This is a genomic window from Enterovibrio makurazakiensis, assembly GCF_050336585.1.
Taxonomy (GTDB): domain Bacteria; phylum Pseudomonadota; class Gammaproteobacteria; order Enterobacterales; family Vibrionaceae; genus Enterovibrio; species Enterovibrio gelatinilyticus.
This window is the reverse complement of record NZ_JAKJSE010000033.1, coordinates 44729-62204: the sequence shown is the minus strand read 5'-3', so window position 1 is coordinate 62204 and position 17476 is coordinate 44729. Positions and strand designations below refer to the sequence as shown.

Below are 17476 nucleotides of genomic sequence, written 5' to 3'. Positions count from 1 at the left end.
GACATGTATAAATTCGTTACTACTGATCGCAACGCCTGCCCTTCTTTTGCTGAAAACCTCATCAGGCAATATCAATTACGCGCACCACAATATACCAAACAAGTTAAAGCTATCCTTGAGTCCATAAACCAGGGTAAGGATATTCAATATGGCGATGAACATTTAGACGTCGTATTCCGACGTTCCGCTATTCCTTATATCAAGTCATGCTTTTTTATCGACCCGCTGACAATAGCATCAACGTTGAACAGACCCATACATGTCATACAAGGTAATAACGATCTTCAGGTTGGACTAACCAATGGGATGGGATTTGAAGAGGTTTTGGGGAAAAATCATGTGCAGCTAACAATTTGTGAAGGCATGAATCACGTCCTGGTACATTCATCCAAAGATAAAGACCAAAACATCGATACATGCAATGATCCTACTCTACCAATACACGTTAAGCTTTAACGTGCATTTTTTAAGCTCTTTAGCTTTATATATCAATAAGTTAAAGACATAGGTGACGCTACGTAAAAAAAACGCCGCTAATGCGGCGTTTGATACACAATTTTCAAGCAGCGAACGCTGTAAATGAAGAACTAGACGTCCAAGTTTGCTACTTTTAGTGCGTTATCTTCGATGAACGCACGACGTGGTTCAACATGATCGCCCATCAAGGTCGTAAACAATTCATCAGCTGCAACCGCATCTTGAACAGTAACGCGCAACATGCGACGTGATTCAGGATCCATCGTCGTTTCCCAAAGCTGATCAGGGTTCATCTCACCTAGACCTTTATAGCGTTGACGAGAAAGACCTCGGTTCGATTCTTTAATCAGCCATGCCAATGCATCAGCGAAGCTCTTCACTGGCTGCTTGCGCTCACCACGTTGAATGTACGCCGTATCATCAAGCAGACCATCAAGTGCTTCAGAAAGGTCTGCGATACGCCCGTACTCTTTCGAGTTCAACAGATCGTAGCTGATAAGGTATTCATGGTCGACACCGTGAGTGCGCACAATAAGTTCTGGCTGATAAGCGTTATGTTCTTCATCAAACTTAATGACTGAACTATATTGGCTTTCACCCGACGAGTTCTTATTAAGAACCGCAACGATATTATCAATCCACGCCTGAACGTTTGATTCGTTCTGAAGTGCATCAACAGCAAGACGTGGTTGGTAGACTAACTCATTCAATAGAGCAGACGGGTAACGACGCTCCATACGTGAAATCAACTTCATCACACCATTGTACTGCTTGATGAGATCTTCAAGTGCCATACCGCTAAGTGCAGGAGCATCTTGGTTAACAAACAATGATGCATTTTCAAGTGCAAGGGCAACTTGGTATTGCTCCATCGCTTCATCGTCTTTGATGTATTGCTCTTGTTTGCCCTTCTTCACTTTGTAAAGTGGTGGCTGAGCGATGTAGATATAACCGCGCTCGATCAGTTCAGGCATTTGACGATAGAAGAAGGTCAACAGTAGTGTACGGATGTGCGAACCATCGACGTCAGCATCGGTCATGATAATGATGCTGTGGTAACGTAGCTTGTCTGGGTTGTACTCATCACGACCGATACCACAACCCATCGCCGTGATCAGCGTGGTCACTTCTTGTGAAGACAGCATCTTGTCGAAACGCGCTTTTTCTACGTTAAGGATTTTACCTTTAAGTGGAAGAATCGCTTGGTTCTTACGGTTACGACCCTGCTTGGCTGAACCGCCAGCAGAGTCCCCTTCCACTATGTATAGTTCAGACAATGCTGGGTCTTTCTCTTGGCAATCTGCAAGCTTACCTGGCAGGCCACCTAAATCTAATGCACCTTTACGGCGTGTCATTTCACGTGCTTTACGTGCAGCTTCACGCGCGCGTGCTGCATCAATGATCTTGGTACAAACGATCTTAGCGTCTTGAGGGCTCTCAATCAGGAACTCACTCAATTTTTCGTTCATTGCAGACTCAACCGCTGACTTCACTTCTGAAGAAACCAGTTTGTCTTTTGTTTGGCTTGAGAACTTTGGATCCGGCACTTTTACCGAAACAACAGCCGTCAGACCTTCACGAGCATCATCACCGGATGTAGCTGCGTTGGCTTTCTTCGAATAGCCTTCTTTTTCCATGTAGCTATTGAGCGTACGCGTCAGCGCTGCACGGAAACCAGCGAGGTGTGTACCACCATCACGCTGTGGAATATTGTTGGTAAAACAGTAGATATTCTCTTGGAAACCATCGTTCCACTGCATTGACACTTCAACCGTCACGCCATCTTCACGCTCATGTTCGAAATGGAACACAGACGGGTGAATTGGAGTTTTGTTACGGTTCAAGTGCTCAACAAACGCACGAATACCACCTTCATAAGTGAAGTGGTCATGTTTGTCTTCTTCGCGCTCGTCAGAAAGACGAATAGACACGCCAGAATTCAGGAATGACAATTCACGAAGACGTTTAGCAAGAATCTCGTAATGGAAAAGAAGATCAGTGAAGGTTTCGCCAGATGGCCAGAAACGGATGCGAGTTCCCGTTTCGTCTGTATCGCCAATCGGGGCGAGTGGCGCTTGAGGAACACCATGAACATACACTTGCTGGTGGATTTGACCATGACGCCAAATAGTCAGCTCAAGCTTCTCAGACAAGGCGTTAACAACCGATACACCTACACCATGAAGACCACCCGATACTTTGTACGAGTTATCATCAAACTTACCGCCTGCGTGAAGTACCGTCATGATAACTTCAGCCGCTGACACGCCCTCTTCTTCGTGGATATCTACAGGAATACCACGACCATCATCTTTTACTGAAACGGAACCGTCTTCGTGGATAGTCACCACGATATCATTACAATGACCAGCAAGAGCTTCATCGATAGAGTTATCGACGACCTCAAAGACCATGTGGTGCAAACCGGTACCGTCGTCAGTATCACCGATGTACATCCCCGGACGCTTTCGTACTGCATCCAGACCCTTGAGTACCTTGATACTCGATGAATCGTAATTGTTGGACATTGAGTTACTCTCGCTTAATTTATTCTGCGGCTATTTTACCGTGTTCCACATGAAACATCTTACTATTTTCGTCGGACATTTCAGCGACCTGATCGGCACTAATGGCACTTACAAATACTTGCGCACCGGTGGCTTTTAACTGCTCAGCCAAGAGCGCCCGACGCTGACTATCCAGCTCAGACGCAAAATCATCTATCAGATAGATGCATTGCTTACCTTTATCTTCAGTAAGCTGTTGGCCCTGCGCTAAACGCAGTGCACAAACCATCAGTTTGAGTTGGCCTCGAGACAAAACGTCTTCAACCGGCGTATTGTTAATACGCAAGCGTAAATCCGATTTGTGTGGGCCACTGACGGTATAACCGAGTTGCTGATCTCGAAGGAAGTTATCCTTCAGCAACTCAGCGTAATCTGTCTCTTTTTCCCAGCCGCGTGTGTAGCTGAGTTTTATTTCATACTCGGGCAAAAATGCCTGACACAAGGCTGATGCACGTGCTGCCAGCTTGGCTATATATTCACGTCGCCACGTATCAATTTGATTCGCTAACGGGGCTAATTCAGCATCCCAATAGCTTAATTCTCGATAACTTCTGGCTGTCTTCAACAACGCATTTCGCTGCTTGGTAAGTCGCTTAACACGAGACCAAATAGGGTAAAACTGAGGTTCCACATGAAACACTCCCCAGTCGATAAAAGCACGACGAAACTTTGGCCCCCCTGTCAGCAACTCAAACCCCTCGGGGGTGATAAGTTGCATCGGCAAGACTTCCGCCAATTGCACGAGCTTTTGCCCTTTCTCTTCGCCAATTTTCACATCAGCTGAGCCGTCGCGATTTTTCTGAAGGCCAATAGGCAAAACTCTGTCTGAATCAGGTGTACTTACACGTCCATGAACGACCAACCGGTCTTGTTGGTATCGAATCACTCGCCCAGTTAACTGGCTTCGAAACGAACGCCCATGGCCTAGATAGTATACCGCCTCTAGAACGCTGGTTTTACCGCTACCATTAGCCCCGACAAGAAAATTGAAGCCTGATGACGGGTTAAGGTCACAGGCTTCGATATTTCTCAGATCATGAATAGATAATCTGGTAAGCGCCATATTAAAGACGGATCGGCATCACCACATACATGGCATCGTCACTGTTACAGTCTTCAACGAGCGTACTTGCGGTACCATCCGACATTGAAAAACGGACTTGGTCACACTTCAAGGTATTGAGCACGTCTAGCACATAGCTAACGTTAAAACCAATCTCGAGATCGTCGCCTTGGTAGTCAACATCAACAAACTCTTCCGCTTCTTCCTGCTCAGGGTTATGCGCTGAAATACGCAACTGACCGTTGCTCACGTTCAGGCGCACGCCGCGAAACTTCTCGTTAGATAAGATTGCTGCACGTGATAAGGCTTGGCGTAATTCATCGCAGCCCGCTTCCATCGTTTTGTTCGTCGATTGAGGCATCACACGGCGATAATCGGGGAATCGGCCATCAACCAATTTAGACGTGAATATAAACTGGTTAACTTGAGCGCGAATATTGGCACTACCAATTTGAATGGTGACCGGTGCATCAGGTTGATCGAGCAAGCGCATCAGTTCGGTGACGCCTTTACGCGGAACAATCACCTGCTGGTTGTCTAAACTCGTTTCTAGCGCAGTGGTACCCACCGCCATACGGTGTCCGTCGGTTGCAACACTACGAAGCGTTGTACCGTCTGTTTCTAACAGCATGCCATTCAGGAAATAACGCACATCTTGGTTTGCCATTGAGAACGCAGTGCTCTCAATCAAAGCGCGCAAATTACCTTGAGCCAAGGTGAATTCGACAGTGCTCTGCCAATCTTCAATGTTTGGGAAATCATCAGCAGGCAAAGTCGATAACGTAAATCGACTACGCCCGGATCGAATTACCGCACGATCGCCTTCTGCAGCGAAGTTGATCGGCGCGCTATCAGGCAAACCACGACAAATATCGAGGAATTTGCGTGATGGTACAGTGACAGCGCCATCTTCCGACTCGCCATCTAATGCTATCGATGCAATCAACTCAACTTCAAGATCGGTACAAGTCATCGAAAGCTGACCAGACTGAACCTTCAAAAGAATATTACCGAGAATCGGTAACGTTGGTCGTCCCCCTAGCGCACCAGATACCTGTTGCAGGGGCTTTAAAAATAGGTCACGTGTAAGAGTAAATTTCATATTAAGACGACAGAGTCCGGATCAAGTTGGAATAATCTTCTTTTATATCGTGGCTTTCTTCGCGCAGCTGTTCAATCTTTCGGCACGCATGAAGTACCGTAGTATGATCTCGACCACCAAATGCGTCGCCAATTTCTGGAAGACTGTGGTTAGTGAGCTCTTTTGACAGGGCCATCGCCACTTGGCGAGGACGCGCTACTGAGCGACTGCGTCGTTTCGACAACAAGTCAGCCATCTTAATTTTATAGTACTCAGCGACAGTCTTCTGAATATTATCGATCGTCACGAGTTTTTCTTGCAATGCGAGCAAGTCACGCAGGGCTTCACGAACGAAATCAATGGTAATCGCTCGGCCAGTGAAGTTAGCATTTGCTATCACTCGGTTAAGCGCACCTTCTAGCTCTCGTACATTCGAACGCAGACGTTTTGCGATGAAAAATGCCACTTCATCAGGCAGGCGAATATTATGTCCTTCCGCCTTTTTCATCAAAATCGCGACGCGAGTTTCAAGCTCTGGTGGCTCAATGGCAACCGTTAGGCCCCAGCCAAAGCGAGATTTCAACCTATCTTCTACACCACTGATCTCTTTTGGATAGCGATCAGAGGTCAAAATGATTTGCTGGTTACCTTCCAACAACGCATTAAAGGTATGAAAAAACTCTTCTTGGGAACGCTCTTTATTTGCGAAGAATTGGATATCATCGATCAGCAATGCATCAACACTTCTATAGTAGCGTTTAAACTCTTCAATCTGGTTATTCTGAAGCGCTTTTACCATGTCTTGAACGAAACGTTCAGAGTGCATATACACCACACGCGCATCGACTTTACGATCGCTAATGGCATTACCCACGGCATGAAGCAAGTGAGTTTTACCTAAACCCGTTCCGCCATAAAGAAATAGCGGGTTGTAAGCAGCGCCTGGGTTATCTGCAACCTGTCGGGCAGCGGCAAGCGCCAATTGGTTCGATTTACCCTCAACAAAGTTAGTGAACTTATGTTTAGGGTTAACATTCGATCGGTGATTAACATCAGATTGAACCGGTGATGGTGCTGGCTCCCAAGTGCGGCCCACATTAGGTCTTGCCACAGGCGCTGCCGGTACGGGCGCAACTGGCTGACTTGGCGGTGCGACAGCAGCAACAGGTTTACTGCCGACCTCAAAGCGCAGCATCGGCAAATCATTACCACAAAATTCGTTCAATAACTGATTAATACTATTCAGGTATTTATCGCGAACCCAATCCAAAACGAAACGGTTAGGCGCGAACAAAGTCAAAGTATTGTCATTTAACTCCGCCTGAAGCGGTCGAACCCACATGCTGAATTCTGTTGCAGGAAGATCTTCCTGAAGGCGCTGAAGGCACTGCAACCAAAGCGAAGATGACACGTCTGACTCCACACTTGATAAAGAAAAGGGAAGCAATTTTATACTTCTACGACAAGGATCGCTAGCGTGAAGATCTCTTTTGCAGTGAATAAGATCGAAGTTATACACACAGATCGCACATTTAACTGGCCGATCAACACAGTATTCCCCCTACTTACTCACAGAATCATGCGAAAAAAATGCAAATCAACGAAGATCCGATCCTTATCTATTGGACGTTCTTCCTTTAGTAGACTGGCTTGATCGCCCCTCATTTTGATCTCAAAAAATAAGTTATGCATGTGTTATACCCTAGCTACCCTTATGTCCCACACAACTAACACACAGAATAAAGTGGATAGATCGGTAAAGGATCCTTGCGATTGCCATTTGACCACGTATAATTGCGCGCCCTGAGGGTGGTATAAAAACCATTCGTGGTTTTAACATTGACTATAAGTCAGTCAGTGATTACAATCCGCCCTCTTTGTTGAGAGGCGTCGGACTTTGTCCCACGTCGGGTTAACAAACCTAAAAACTGATCAGTAATTTTAAGGTAGAAACCATGAAACGCACTTTTCAACCTTCAGTTCTAAAGCGTAAGCGCACTCACGGTTTCCGTGCGCGCATGGCAACTAAGAACGGTCGTAAGGTTATCGCCGCTCGCCGTGCGAAAGGCCGTAGCAAGCTTTCAAAATAATCCCTAGTGATTATTTGTGAATAAGCTAGCTTTTTCTCGGGAGTTACGTCTGTTAACTCCCGAACATTTCAACTCTGTCTTCCAGCAACCTCATCGCGCTGGCTCACCACACTTAACTATACTTGCCCGCAAAAACACTCTTGGCTGTCCACGTTTAGGTCAGGCTGTGCCAAAAAAACAAATCAAACTTGCCGTCGACCGTAATCGCTTTAAGCGACTCGTTCGTGAAAGTTTTCGTCTGCGTCAGCACTCGCTGCCAGCGAAGGATTTTGTTGTGATCGCAAAGAAAAGTGCAAATGAGCTCAGTAACGAAGAACTGAGAGTGCTGCTCGATAAGTTATGGCAACGTTTATCTCAACCACCGCGAAAAAAATAGTCATTGGGCTATTTCGCGGGTACCAACTCCTCATTAGCCCTCTGCTAGGGCCTCGCTGTCGATTCACACCGACATGCTCCCAATATGCCATAGAAGCGGTCACCCATCACGGTGTTGCAAAAGGGTGTTGGTTCGCGAGCAAACGTTTATTAAAATGCCATCCTCTTAATCATGGTGGGTACGATCCTGTGCCCCCGCGTCATCCTAATAATCGAGACAATTAGCAATGGATTCTCAACGTAATATTCTGTTGATTGCCCTTACGTTTGTTTCTTTCATGTTGTACCTCAACTGGAATGAAGCAACCAACCCTCAACCACAGGGTCAAGGCGTAACACAGCAAGCACAACACAGTGGTGATGTACCTGCCGGATCAGATGCGTCTCAGCCTCTGACGCAGGATTCCGTCTCTAATAAGCTGATCACTATCCACAGTGACGTGCTGACTCTGACCGTTGATACACAAGGCGGTGACGTTGTTCATGCCGAATTGAACAAGTACGACGCGGAATTCGACTCGGACAACAAGTTCGTTCTACTGAAAAATCAGCCAAATCATGTTTTCGTTGCACAAAGTGGTTTGATTGGCCCTGATGGTGTCGACACGGTTGATGGTCGTGCAGAGTTTTCGGTAAACGGCACTGAGTTTTCTCTGGCTGACGGTCAAGAAGAACTTCGTGTACCGATGACGCTAGTGAAAGATGGCATCACTTACACTAAGACATTCATCTTAAAACGTGGTGACTACGCGGTTGATGTTGACTACACCGTCGACAACGAAAGCGAAAAAGCTGCCACGGTTCAAATGTATGCACAGCTAAAACAAAACCTGATGGATGACGGTGGCAGCCTAACGATGCCGACATACACAGGTGGCGCTTATTCTGCTGATGACACCAAATACAAAAAATACAGCTTCGATGATATGCAGGATAAGAACCTTAACCTGACTATCGCAAAAGATGGCTGGGCAGCCATGATGCAGCACTACTTCGTTGCAGCGTGGATCCCACACGCTGAAGGCGAAGCGAATCTGTACACGCGTACTAGCAATGGCCAAGGCTTCATTGGTGTTCGTTACCCGACCATGACTGTTGCGGCTGGCACCTCTGCCACTATGGATGCAACTTTGTGGGTAGGTCCGAAACTTCAAGACCAAATGGAAGCCACTGCACCTAACCTAAATCTGACCGTTGACTACGGTTGGTTATGGTTTATTGCAAGCCCACTGCACTGGCTACTCGCTACCATCCATGGCTTCGTTGGTAACTGGGGTGTAGCAATTATCATCCTAACCTTCATCGTTCGTGGTGTGATGTACCCGCTAACTAAAGCGCAGTACACCTCGATGGCGAAAATGCGCATGCTACAGCCAAAACTGGCTGAAATGCGTGAGCGCATTGGTGATGACCGCCAGCGCATGAGCCAAGAAATGATGGAGCTGTATAAGAAAGAGAAAGTGAACCCGCTGGGTGGCTGTCTTCCTCTTATCCTTCAAATGCCAATTTTCATTGCACTTTACTGGGCATTGATGGAATCGGTTGAGCTGCGCCATGCGCCGTTCATGCTTTGGATTCAAGATTTGTCAGCGCCAGATCCATACTATGTGCTGCCACTTCTGATGGGTGCGTCTATGTTCCTTATCCAGAAGATGAGCCCAAGCACAGTGACCGATCCAATGCAGCAGAAGATCATGAACTTCATGCCAGTGATGTTTACCGTGTTCTTCCTATGGTTCCCAGCAGGTCTGGTACTGTACTGGTTGGTATCGAACATCGTGACACTGATTCAACAGACGCTGATTTACCGCGCATTGGAGAAAAAAGGTCTCCATACCCGCAAGTAATCGCTCTAACAGTGACTAAGGCGGCCAATGGCCGCCTTTCTTCTTTATGCATGCGACACTGCCAATTCGTATAATTGGTATACACTAAGCAACATTTTCCGCAGCAGGTTTAGCTTCATGACTCATTCAGACACTATTGTTGCGCAGGCAACCCCACCAGGACGCGGCGGCGTAGGTATCATTCGCGTATCTGGCCCAAAAGCCAAAGAAGTGGCCATCGCCGTCACTGGACGCGAACTTCCTGTTCGTCGAGCAGAATACCTTCCATTTAAAGATATCGAAGGTAACGCGCTGGATCAGGGAATTGCTCTATATTTTCAATCGCCAAATTCTTTTACTGGCGAGGATGTGCTGGAACTTCAAGGCCACGGTGGCCCTGTCATCATGGACATGCTGATCAAGCGTATCGTCGAGATTGAAGGCATTCGCACTGCACGCCCAGGAGAGTTCTCAGAACGTGCCTTTTTGAATGACAAACTCGACCTTGCGCAAGCTGAAGCCATTGCGGATTTGATTGATGCCAGTTCTGAACAGGCAGCAAAGAGTGCGCTTCAAAGCTTACAAGGTGCTTTCTCCACCAAAGTAAATTCATTGGTGGAAGCACTAATCCACCTGCGCATCTACGTTGAAGCAGCCATTGACTTCCCTGATGAAGAAATCGATTTTCTTTCTGACGGAAAGGTCGCCAACGATCTGAATGGCATTATTGATACACTCAGCGGCGTTCGCAAAGAAGCCAATCAAGGCGCTATCATTCGTGAAGGGATGAAAGTCGTCATTGCAGGTCGCCCAAATGCTGGGAAATCTAGTCTGTTGAATGCACTTTCAGGCAAAGAAAGCGCGATTGTCACCGACATTGCCGGTACGACCCGTGACGTGCTTCGTGAACATATCCACATCGACGGCATGCCGTTACATATCATCGATACTGCTGGCCTTCGCGACGCCTCTGATGAAGTGGAACGCATTGGTATTGAGCGCGCGTGGGATGAAATAGCCCAAGCTGACCGCGTGCTGTTCATGGTAGATGGCACGACCACCGATGCCACATCACCAGAAGAAATTTGGCCTGAATTTATTGACCGACTGCCTCCAAATATGGGAATGACGGTGATACGCAATAAAGCTGACGTCACCGAAGAGTCGCTGGGCATTTGCCACGCGAGTCAGCCTACGTTAATTCGACTCAGCGCTAAATCAGGTGCTGGAGTAGATGCGCTTCGAGAGCATCTAAAAGCGTGTATGGGCTTCTCTGGCGCAACAGAAGGTGGCTTTATGGCCCGTCGTCGTCACTTAGAAGCACTTGATGCCGCGTCACGACATCTTGATATCGGAAGAGACCAACTCGAAGGTTATATGGCGGGAGAAATCCTCGCGGAAGAGTTACGTATCGCACAACAATATCTGAGTGAGATCACCGGCGAATTTAGTTCAGATGATCTACTCGGGCGAATATTTAGCTCGTTCTGTATCGGTAAATAATCCCCCTAAAAGCTGCCACTCGGCAGCTTTTTTTATGCCATCACGCTTCATTTTTCATTTGCTACACTTATGGCTATCCAACCTTTATTCAAGCCATTAGATGATTAATAGCCTAAATCCTATTCTCAATCTGGGGATAGCACGTTGCGATAAACTTCAAGTCCATCACTTGCGCATGGTTAACCTCTTGGCGGGTTTATGTGCGGGCGGTACTTTGTTGTTTTCAGCCTTGTTTGCTTTTGCATTCGGCAATGAAACGTCGGCATTACTTAATGGTCTTTACGCATTTCTCTACTTTATTACTTTTATGCTCACGCGCGAGGGAATGCTAAGGCTCGCCAAGTATTGGGTGTTCATTGTCTTTTTCCTTCAACAATTTACGCTGCCTCTTTTTGTGCTTTCTGACAATTTTGAAACTGAGCTTTTGTTGCTGGTGGTACCTACCGCTGTTGTTTTGGTGTTCGATCCGAGCGATAGGCTTCCACGCTACGGTTTATCATTAATCGCTATTATTTTGCTGTTTTTGGCAAAAACAGTACCGTCAACCGACCCTATCCTATCCATGACTGATGCGGATGCTCGTGCTGCCTATCTGTGTGTGATATTGGTACTTGTCATGGCTTCAGTGGCATTAACAGACTTCTATCTTATTGATTTACACAAGATAGATGAGTCTTCCCGCAAGTTGGTTCATGAGGATCTCCTCACTGAAACCGCCAATAGCCAAAATATTTACAAACAAGCAGACGACATATTTTTTCGAGAACAAAGAAAAAAAAACGCCCTTTCGGTTATCGCTCTAAACATAGATGGCTTTCGACAAATCAATGAGATGCATGGGCGAACGACCGGGGATCAGGTATTGATCCATATCGCGACACTATTAAGAGAAAATCTGTCAAAAACGGCGATATTGGGAAGAATGCATGCAGATACTTTTATCGTGCTGCTCGGAAATACCTCTTCCAGTGAAGCGCTTCACACTGCAGAACAACTCAAAACAGCAATAAGCCGCAGTGTCGTTCTACTCGATAATACGGCAGTAAAGCGCACAGCAAGCTTTGGTGTGACCACGTCAAATGAAAGCTGTTTAGCGGGCTATCAATTGATCGACACGGCACTGGTCGCTGTCAACAATGCCAAGAAACGCGGCAAAAACAAAATACATACACTCTCCCCGCAAGGTAACCATACCCTCTATAGAGACGAATTCTGTCAACCAAGCTGACTTGACTTGCCCAACCGCTCACTTCAATACTAACAGCCCGTATCTACACTGGTTTCGAGAATTGTATATGAGTGAAATAACCCTGATCACAGGAAGCACGCTCGGTGGCACTGAATATGTAGGCGATCATTTAGCCGATTTGCTTGAACAACAGGGCATCACCGTCAAGGTCATCAATGAAGCTGAACTTTCCGATGTTACTGGATGTAAGCGCTTGTTACTAATCACCTCCACGCATGGCGCTGGTGACTACCCAGACAATCTGCAAAGTCTAATGGATGCCTTAACCCTCCAAAAGCCCGATCTTTCAGGGTTAAAATATGCGGTTATTGGGATTGGTGATTCTAGTTATGACACTTTTTGTGGTGCAGGACGCAATGCAGATTCGCTACTTAAAGAGCTCGGTGCAGAGCAAATTATCGCACGACTTGAAATCGACATCCTGTCCAATCCACTGCCAGAAGAACCGGCAGAAACATGGTTATCCCAGAACAAAAACCAAATCTGTGAATAAAATGGCTAAATAAAGAGTAAATTTTATTCCGTTTTGTGACATTCGCATTGTGGATAACTATAGATCTAAACGGTGATCAACCTATAGTTATCCCAATAACAACTTTACCGCTCTGACCCCCCTGTGAATAACTAGCCATTTTGATCCCAGCTAGTACAGCACTTGATCCAAGCTCACGCACAACTAACGATCCTCCTTAACTGAATGATCATGTTGATCATTTATCAGTTATCCACAGAGATCGGCTTCCTTAATAATGATCAATACAAAGATCTATATAAAGATCTTTATATATATTTAAGAGCTTCCCACTCGATCAAAGATCACACTTTTGGTTCTCACTTTTCTTGAAAAGCGGTAGAATGATCCTCTTTTTCGAAATACCCCAATCAACCATTCCTTTTTGAGGTCACACCATGTTTTACCAGGATAACTTTGATGTCATCGTTGTTGGTGGTGGTCATGCAGGTACGGAAGCCGCATTGGCTGCTGCACGTATGGGTCAACAAACCCTTCTGCTGACACATAACATCGATACATTGGGGCAAATGTCATGCAACCCAGCTATTGGCGGGATCGGAAAAGGACATCTGGTGAAAGAAGTCGATGCACTTGGTGGCCTAATGGCACGTGCAATTGACAAAGGTGGGATCCAATTTAGAACGCTAAATGCATCCAAAGGCCCTGCCGTACGTGCAACACGTGCTCAGGCGGATCGAGCTTTGTACAAAGCCGCAGTGCGTGAAACTTTGGAAAACCAACCCAATCTGATGTTATTTCAACAAGCTGTGATTGATTTGATCGTGGATCAAGATCAAGTCACAGGTGTTGTGACAGAAATGGGCCTTAAATTTCGTGCAAAATCAGTGGTATTGACCGTAGGAACCTTCCTTGGCGGAAAAATCCATATTGGTTTAGAGAATTATTCAGGTGGGCGAGCTGGTGATCCACCGTCCATCGCATTGGCGGATCGTCTTCGTGAACTGCCGTTTCGAGTTGATCGCTTAAAAACGGGTACTCCGCCTCGCATTGATGCCCGCACTGTCGATTTTAGTGTGATGGAAACGCAGCATGGCGATACACCTCGACCAGTATTTTCCTACATGGGAAATTCCGCTGATCACCCGCGTCAGGTGCCATGCTATATCACCTACACCAATGAAAAAACGCATGATGTGATTCGCAATAACTTGGATCGCAGCCCTATGTACTCTGGTGTCATTGAGGGGATTGGTCCGCGTTATTGCCCATCGATTGAAGACAAAGTAATGCGCTTTGCGGACAAAGATAAACACCAAATCTTTGTAGAACCAGAAGGCTTAACCACACACGAGCTATACCCTAATGGGATCTCCACCAGCCTGCCTTTTGATGTGCAAATGGGGATCATTCATTCGATCAAGGGTTTTGAAAATGCGCGAGTGATCCGCCCTGGTTATGCGATCGAATATGATTTCTTCGATCCACGTGATCTCAAACAAACGTTCGAAACCAAATTTATCAAAGGCTTATTCTTTGCCGGCCAAATCAATGGCACAACAGGCTACGAAGAAGCTGCAGCGCAAGGCTTACTTGCTGGCGCTAATGCCGCGTTGTTTGCTCATGATAAGGAAGGTTGGTGTCCACGCCGTGATCAGGCTTACATGGGTGTTTTGATTGATGATTTGTCGACCATGGGAACCAAAGAACCTTACCGCATGTTCACTTCTCGTGCGGAATATCGTTTGCTACTGCGTGAAGACAATGCCGATTTACGCTTGACCGAAACCGGCCGTCAACTCGGTTTGGTGGATGATGAGCGTTGGGTACGTTTCAATCAGAAATTGGAAAACATGGAACAAGAAGCTCAACGTCTTCGTGGCACTTGGATCCATCCAACTTCTGAGCATGCGCAAGCGCTTAACCAGATCCTTAAAGCGCCGTTAGCGCGTGAAGCGAATGGTGAAGAGCTCTTACGTCGTCCTGAAGTTACGTACGACCAACTGGTGTTAAATCCAGTATTTGGCCCAGCACATGACGACCAACAAGCGCGTGAACAAGTAGAAACTCAAATTAAGTACGAAGGCTATATCAATCGTCAAAAAGACGAGATTGAAAAGTCTGTTCGTCATGAGAATACCTCTCTCCCTATTGATTTGAATTATAAACAAATCAAAGGGTTGTCTAACGAAGTGGTCGCTAAATTGCAGGACGCTCGTCCTGAAACTGTCGGCAAAGCGTCACGTATTTCAGGTATTACACCGGCGGCAATTTCTATCTTGCTGGTCCACCTGAAAAAACAAGGCATGCTCAAAAAGGGAGCCTGATTTTCTGTGAAACAACAACTTTCTAAACTGATTGAACAAGCAGGGATGGATATCCCTGCACACCAACAAGACCAGTTGATTGGTTATGTTGAGATGCTCCATAAGTGGAATAAAGCTTATAATCTGACCTCTGTGCGTGATCCTAAAGAGATGATCATTAAGCATATTATGGACAGCATTGTGGTTAGCCAGCACCTAGAAGGATCTACCTTCATTGATGTTGGAACTGGCCCTGGTTTGCCTGGTGTTCCTTTGGCTATCATCAACCCAGACAAATCGTTTACCTTGCTAGATAGTTTGGGCAAACGTATTCGTTTCATTCGTCAGGTTGTTCATGAGCTAAAAATTGATAACGTGACGGCGGTACAAAGCCGTGTCGAAGACTTTCAGCCAGAGGTGGGATTTGACGGTGTATTGAGCCGTGCATTTGCCTCTATGAGTGATATGGTGAACTGGTGTCATCACCTACCCGCAGAGCACGGACACTTCCTTGCACTCAAAGGGCAAGTTGATCAGGTCGAGATTGATCAACTTCCATCAGATTGTTCTGTGACCGGTATCAAACCTTTGACTGTTCCCGGATTGGAAGGACAACGTCATCTAGTAATCTTGGCTAGATAGGATCACTCGACGAGGTCTACTTGTGGGAAAAGTCATAGCAATAGCAAACCAAAAAGGGGGCGTTGGTAAAACAACGACCTGTATTAATTTGGCTGCGTCGTTAGCGGCGACACAGCGTAAGGTGCTTGTTATAGACCTTGATCCACAAGGTAATGCCACCATGGCCAGTGGTGTGGACAAATATGATGTCCACGCTACGGCATATGAGTTGTTGGTGGAAGAAACGCCGTTTAATGATGTCGTTGTCACGGAAACAACAGGTGGGTACCACCTTATCGCTGCGAATGGCGATGTGACTGCTGCTGAAATTAAACTCATGGAAGTGTTTGCCCGTGAAGTCAGGTTACGAAATGCACTCGCTGACGTTCGTGAAAACTATGATTTCATCTTCATTGATTGTCCCCCTTCTCTTAACCTTCTTACAATCAACGCCATGACGGCCGCAAACTCAGTGTTGGTTCCTATGCAGTGCGAGTATTTCGCATTGGAAGGGCTTACCGCATTGATGGACACCATCAGTAAGCTTGCCGGTGTTGTTAACGCAGACTTGCATGTAGAAGGATTACTTCGAACCATGTACGATCCTCGTAATCGACTTGCCACCGAAGTATCAGATCAGATTAAGAAACATTTTGGTGATAAGGTGTATCGCACTGTTATCCCTCGCAACGTTCGTCTTGCTGAAGCACCAAGCCATGGCAAGCCTGCTATGTACTACGACAAGTACTCCAGTGGAGCGAAGTCGTACTTAGCGTTGGCAGGAGAAATGTTACGCCGTGAAGAGCAAGCCAAGCAAGCTGCTGATATTGCCAATGCGTCTTAAGGAAATTTAATGAACGCGACGAAACGTGGATTGGGCAAAGGGCTCGATGCTCTTCTTGCGACCAGTGCAAAAGCACAGGCGCGTGTTGATCTCAATATTGATACCCGTGAAGCTGTTAATAACAGTGAGTTACAGCACTTGTCTCTCAGTGCGTTGCGTCCTGGGATTTATCAGCCACGTCAAGATATGGCGCCGGAAGCCCTTGACGAGCTTGCTGAGTCCATCAAAGCGCAAGGCATTATTCAGCCGCTGGTCGTGCGACAACTCGATAACCAGCAATATGAGATTATTGCGGGAGAGCGTCGTTTTCGTGCCGCTAAACTTGCAGGGCTTACTCATGTCCCTTGTTTGGTTCGTGAGCTTAACGACAAAGCAGCCAGTGCCATTGCATTGATTGAGAATATCCAGCGTGAAGATCTCAACGCGATGGAAGAAGCTGAAGCACTTAATCGGTTAATCCAAGATTTTACGTTAACGCATCAACAATTGGCTGAAGCGCTCGGTAAATCCCGTACAACGATCAGTAACCTACTGCGATTGAACGGATTGGAAGTCGGTGTAAAAAAATTGTTGCTGGGACGCCAACTCGAAATGGGGCATGCTCGTGCATTGCTGTCACTGGAAGGTGAAGCTCAAATCGAAGCGGCGTTAGTGTCTGTAAATAAAAAGCTCACAGTGCGACAAACCGAAGCGCTGGTGAAGAAATTACTGACCCCTGAGATAGAAAAGGCATCTGAGCCGTTATCTGATGATTTTGTCGCTTTGCAAGATAGGCTGTCAGATAGGCTTGGAACTAAGGTTTCTTTGTCTCAAGGAAAAAGTGGTAGCGGTAAACTCGTTATCAACTTTGATCAAAACGAAAAACTTATGCAAATCCTTGCAATTCTCGAAGAGAAATTGTGACGTAACGCGTTGGGTTTTTGTTACATATTTTTGCTTACTGTGATCAGGTTACCCTGTTGTAAAATTTAGCCTCTCTTTTTGCTGTCATGAGATTGCATT

Annotated in this window: 16 protein-coding genes; 12 read left to right on the top strand and 4 right to left on the bottom strand. The window is 46.3% G+C overall.

The genetic code is table 11. The annotated features are described in order from the left end of the window. The first annotated feature begins 3 nt into the window (after window positions 1-3). Window positions 4-456 (top strand): alpha/beta hydrolase, encoded by a 453-nt coding sequence (locus L4D06_RS22180; protein WP_429741430.1) that lies wholly within the window; start codon window positions 4-6, stop codon window positions 454-456. A gap of 131 nt (window positions 457-587) precedes the next feature. On the opposite strand, the gene gyrB is transcribed toward L4D06_RS22180, so the two are convergent. From gyrB to dnaA, 4 genes are read right to left on the bottom strand one after another with little or no spacing between them, the layout of a single operon-like run. Further along, window positions 588-3005, bottom strand: coding sequence for a DNA topoisomerase (ATP-hydrolyzing) subunit B (gene gyrB, locus L4D06_RS22175; protein ID WP_429741410.1), 2418 nt, complete (start codon window positions 3003-3005; stop codon window positions 588-590). 19 nt (window positions 3006-3024) lie between these two features. Then, window positions 3025-4107 carry a DNA replication/repair protein RecF gene (gene recF / locus L4D06_RS22170; RefSeq protein ID WP_429741408.1) on the bottom strand — a complete coding sequence of 361 codons (1083 nt, stop codon included), beginning with the start codon at window positions 4105-4107 and terminating at the stop codon, window positions 3025-3027. A gap of 1 nt (window position 4108) precedes the next feature. Then, on the bottom strand, window positions 4109-5209 hold the full coding sequence (gene dnaN / locus L4D06_RS22165) for a DNA polymerase III subunit beta (RefSeq protein ID WP_274166386.1): 1101 nt from the start codon (window positions 5207-5209) through the stop codon (window positions 4109-4111). A gap of 1 nt (window position 5210) precedes the next feature. Further along, the gene (gene dnaA, locus L4D06_RS22160; RefSeq protein WP_274166385.1) at window positions 5211-6599 is read right to left on the bottom strand and encodes a chromosomal replication initiator protein DnaA; all 1389 of its coding nucleotides are present in this window, start codon (window positions 6597-6599) and stop codon (window positions 5211-5213) included. Between the two features lie 544 nt (window positions 6600-7143). Here dnaA and rpmH point away from each other — a divergent pair. The 11 genes from rpmH (at window position 7144) to L4D06_RS22105 (ending at window position 17377) form a co-directional block, all read left to right on the top strand. Then, window positions 7144-7278 carry a 50S ribosomal protein L34 gene (gene rpmH, locus L4D06_RS22155; protein WP_002540783.1) on the top strand — a complete coding sequence of 45 codons (135 nt, stop codon included), beginning with the start codon at window positions 7144-7146 and terminating at the stop codon, window positions 7276-7278. Between the two features lie 16 nt (window positions 7279-7294). Next, on the top strand, window positions 7295-7654 hold the full coding sequence (rnpA, locus tag L4D06_RS22150; RefSeq protein ID WP_429741405.1) for a ribonuclease P protein component: 360 nt from the start codon (window positions 7295-7297) through the stop codon (window positions 7652-7654). Then, window positions 7618-7878 carry a membrane protein insertion efficiency factor YidD gene (gene yidD, locus L4D06_RS22145; protein WP_274166384.1) on the top strand — a complete coding sequence of 87 codons (261 nt, stop codon included), beginning with the start codon at window positions 7618-7620 and terminating at the stop codon, window positions 7876-7878. The genes rnpA and yidD overlap by 37 nt, the downstream gene beginning before the upstream one ends. A gap of 2 nt (window positions 7879-7880) precedes the next feature. After that, complete coding sequence (gene yidC / locus L4D06_RS22140; RefSeq protein ID WP_274166383.1) at window positions 7881-9500, top strand: membrane protein insertase YidC; 1620 nt, start codon at window positions 7881-7883, stop codon at window positions 9498-9500. A gap of 117 nt (window positions 9501-9617) precedes the next feature. Continuing rightward, window positions 9618-10982 (top strand): tRNA uridine-5-carboxymethylaminomethyl(34) synthesis GTPase MnmE, encoded by a 1365-nt coding sequence (gene mnmE / locus L4D06_RS22135; RefSeq protein ID WP_274166382.1) that lies wholly within the window; start codon window positions 9618-9620, stop codon window positions 10980-10982. Window positions 10983-11082: 100 nt separating this feature from the next. Then, entirely contained in the window at window positions 11083-12210 is a 1128-nt protein-coding gene (locus L4D06_RS22130) for a GGDEF domain-containing protein (RefSeq protein ID WP_274166381.1), read from the top strand. A gap of 67 nt (window positions 12211-12277) precedes the next feature. Continuing rightward, window positions 12278-12724 (top strand): FMN-binding protein MioC, encoded by a 447-nt coding sequence (gene mioC, locus L4D06_RS22125; RefSeq protein ID WP_274166380.1) that lies wholly within the window; start codon window positions 12278-12280, stop codon window positions 12722-12724. A gap of 416 nt (window positions 12725-13140) precedes the next feature. Then, on the top strand, window positions 13141-15030 hold the full coding sequence (gene mnmG, locus L4D06_RS22120; RefSeq protein ID WP_429741402.1) for a tRNA uridine-5-carboxymethylaminomethyl(34) synthesis enzyme MnmG: 1890 nt from the start codon (window positions 13141-13143) through the stop codon (window positions 15028-15030). Between the two features lie 6 nt (window positions 15031-15036). Continuing rightward, window positions 15037-15651, top strand: coding sequence for a 16S rRNA (guanine(527)-N(7))-methyltransferase RsmG (rsmG, locus tag L4D06_RS22115; protein ID WP_429741400.1), 615 nt, complete (start codon window positions 15037-15039; stop codon window positions 15649-15651). A 22-nt stretch (window positions 15652-15673) separates the two neighbouring features. Then, complete coding sequence (locus L4D06_RS22110) at window positions 15674-16474, top strand: ParA family protein (protein WP_274166377.1); 801 nt, start codon at window positions 15674-15676, stop codon at window positions 16472-16474. A gap of 9 nt (window positions 16475-16483) precedes the next feature. Continuing rightward, window positions 16484-17377, top strand: a complete 894-nt coding sequence (locus L4D06_RS22105; protein WP_274166376.1) for a ParB/RepB/Spo0J family partition protein — start codon at window positions 16484-16486, stop codon at window positions 17375-17377. Window positions 17378-17476 lie beyond the last annotated feature (99 nt).

What these genes read in the sequence shown, in the direction of transcription:
- rpmH (WP_002540783.1), top strand. Translation starts at nt 7,144, where the DNA reads ATGAAACGCACTTTTCAACCTTCAGTTCTAAAGCGTAAGCGCACTCAC.
- L4D06_RS22105 (WP_274166376.1), top strand. Translation starts at nt 16,484, where the DNA reads ATGAACGCGACGAAACGTGGATTGGGCAAAGGGCTCGATGCTCTTCTT.
- yidD (WP_274166384.1), top strand. Translation starts at nt 7,618, where the DNA reads ATGGCAACGTTTATCTCAACCACCGCGAAAAAAATAGTCATTGGGCTA.
- mnmE (WP_274166382.1), top strand. Translation starts at nt 9,618, where the DNA reads ATGACTCATTCAGACACTATTGTTGCGCAGGCAACCCCACCAGGACGC.
- gyrB (WP_429741410.1), bottom strand. Translation starts at nt 3,005, where the DNA reads ATGTCCAACAATTACGATTCATCGAGTATCAAGGTACTCAAGGGTCTG.
- L4D06_RS22180 (WP_429741430.1), top strand. Translation starts at nt 4, where the DNA reads ATGTATAAATTCGTTACTACTGATCGCAACGCCTGCCCTTCTTTTGCT.
- L4D06_RS22130 (WP_274166381.1), top strand. Translation starts at nt 11,083, where the DNA reads ATGATTAATAGCCTAAATCCTATTCTCAATCTGGGGATAGCACGTTGC.
- yidC (WP_274166383.1), top strand. Translation starts at nt 7,881, where the DNA reads ATGGATTCTCAACGTAATATTCTGTTGATTGCCCTTACGTTTGTTTCT.
- mioC (WP_274166380.1), top strand. Translation starts at nt 12,278, where the DNA reads ATGAGTGAAATAACCCTGATCACAGGAAGCACGCTCGGTGGCACTGAA.
- mnmG (WP_429741402.1), top strand. Translation starts at nt 13,141, where the DNA reads ATGTTTTACCAGGATAACTTTGATGTCATCGTTGTTGGTGGTGGTCAT.
- recF (WP_429741408.1), bottom strand. Translation starts at nt 4,107, where the DNA reads ATGGCGCTTACCAGATTATCTATTCATGATCTGAGAAATATCGAAGCC.
- dnaN (WP_274166386.1), bottom strand. Translation starts at nt 5,209, where the DNA reads ATGAAATTTACTCTTACACGTGACCTATTTTTAAAGCCCCTGCAACAG.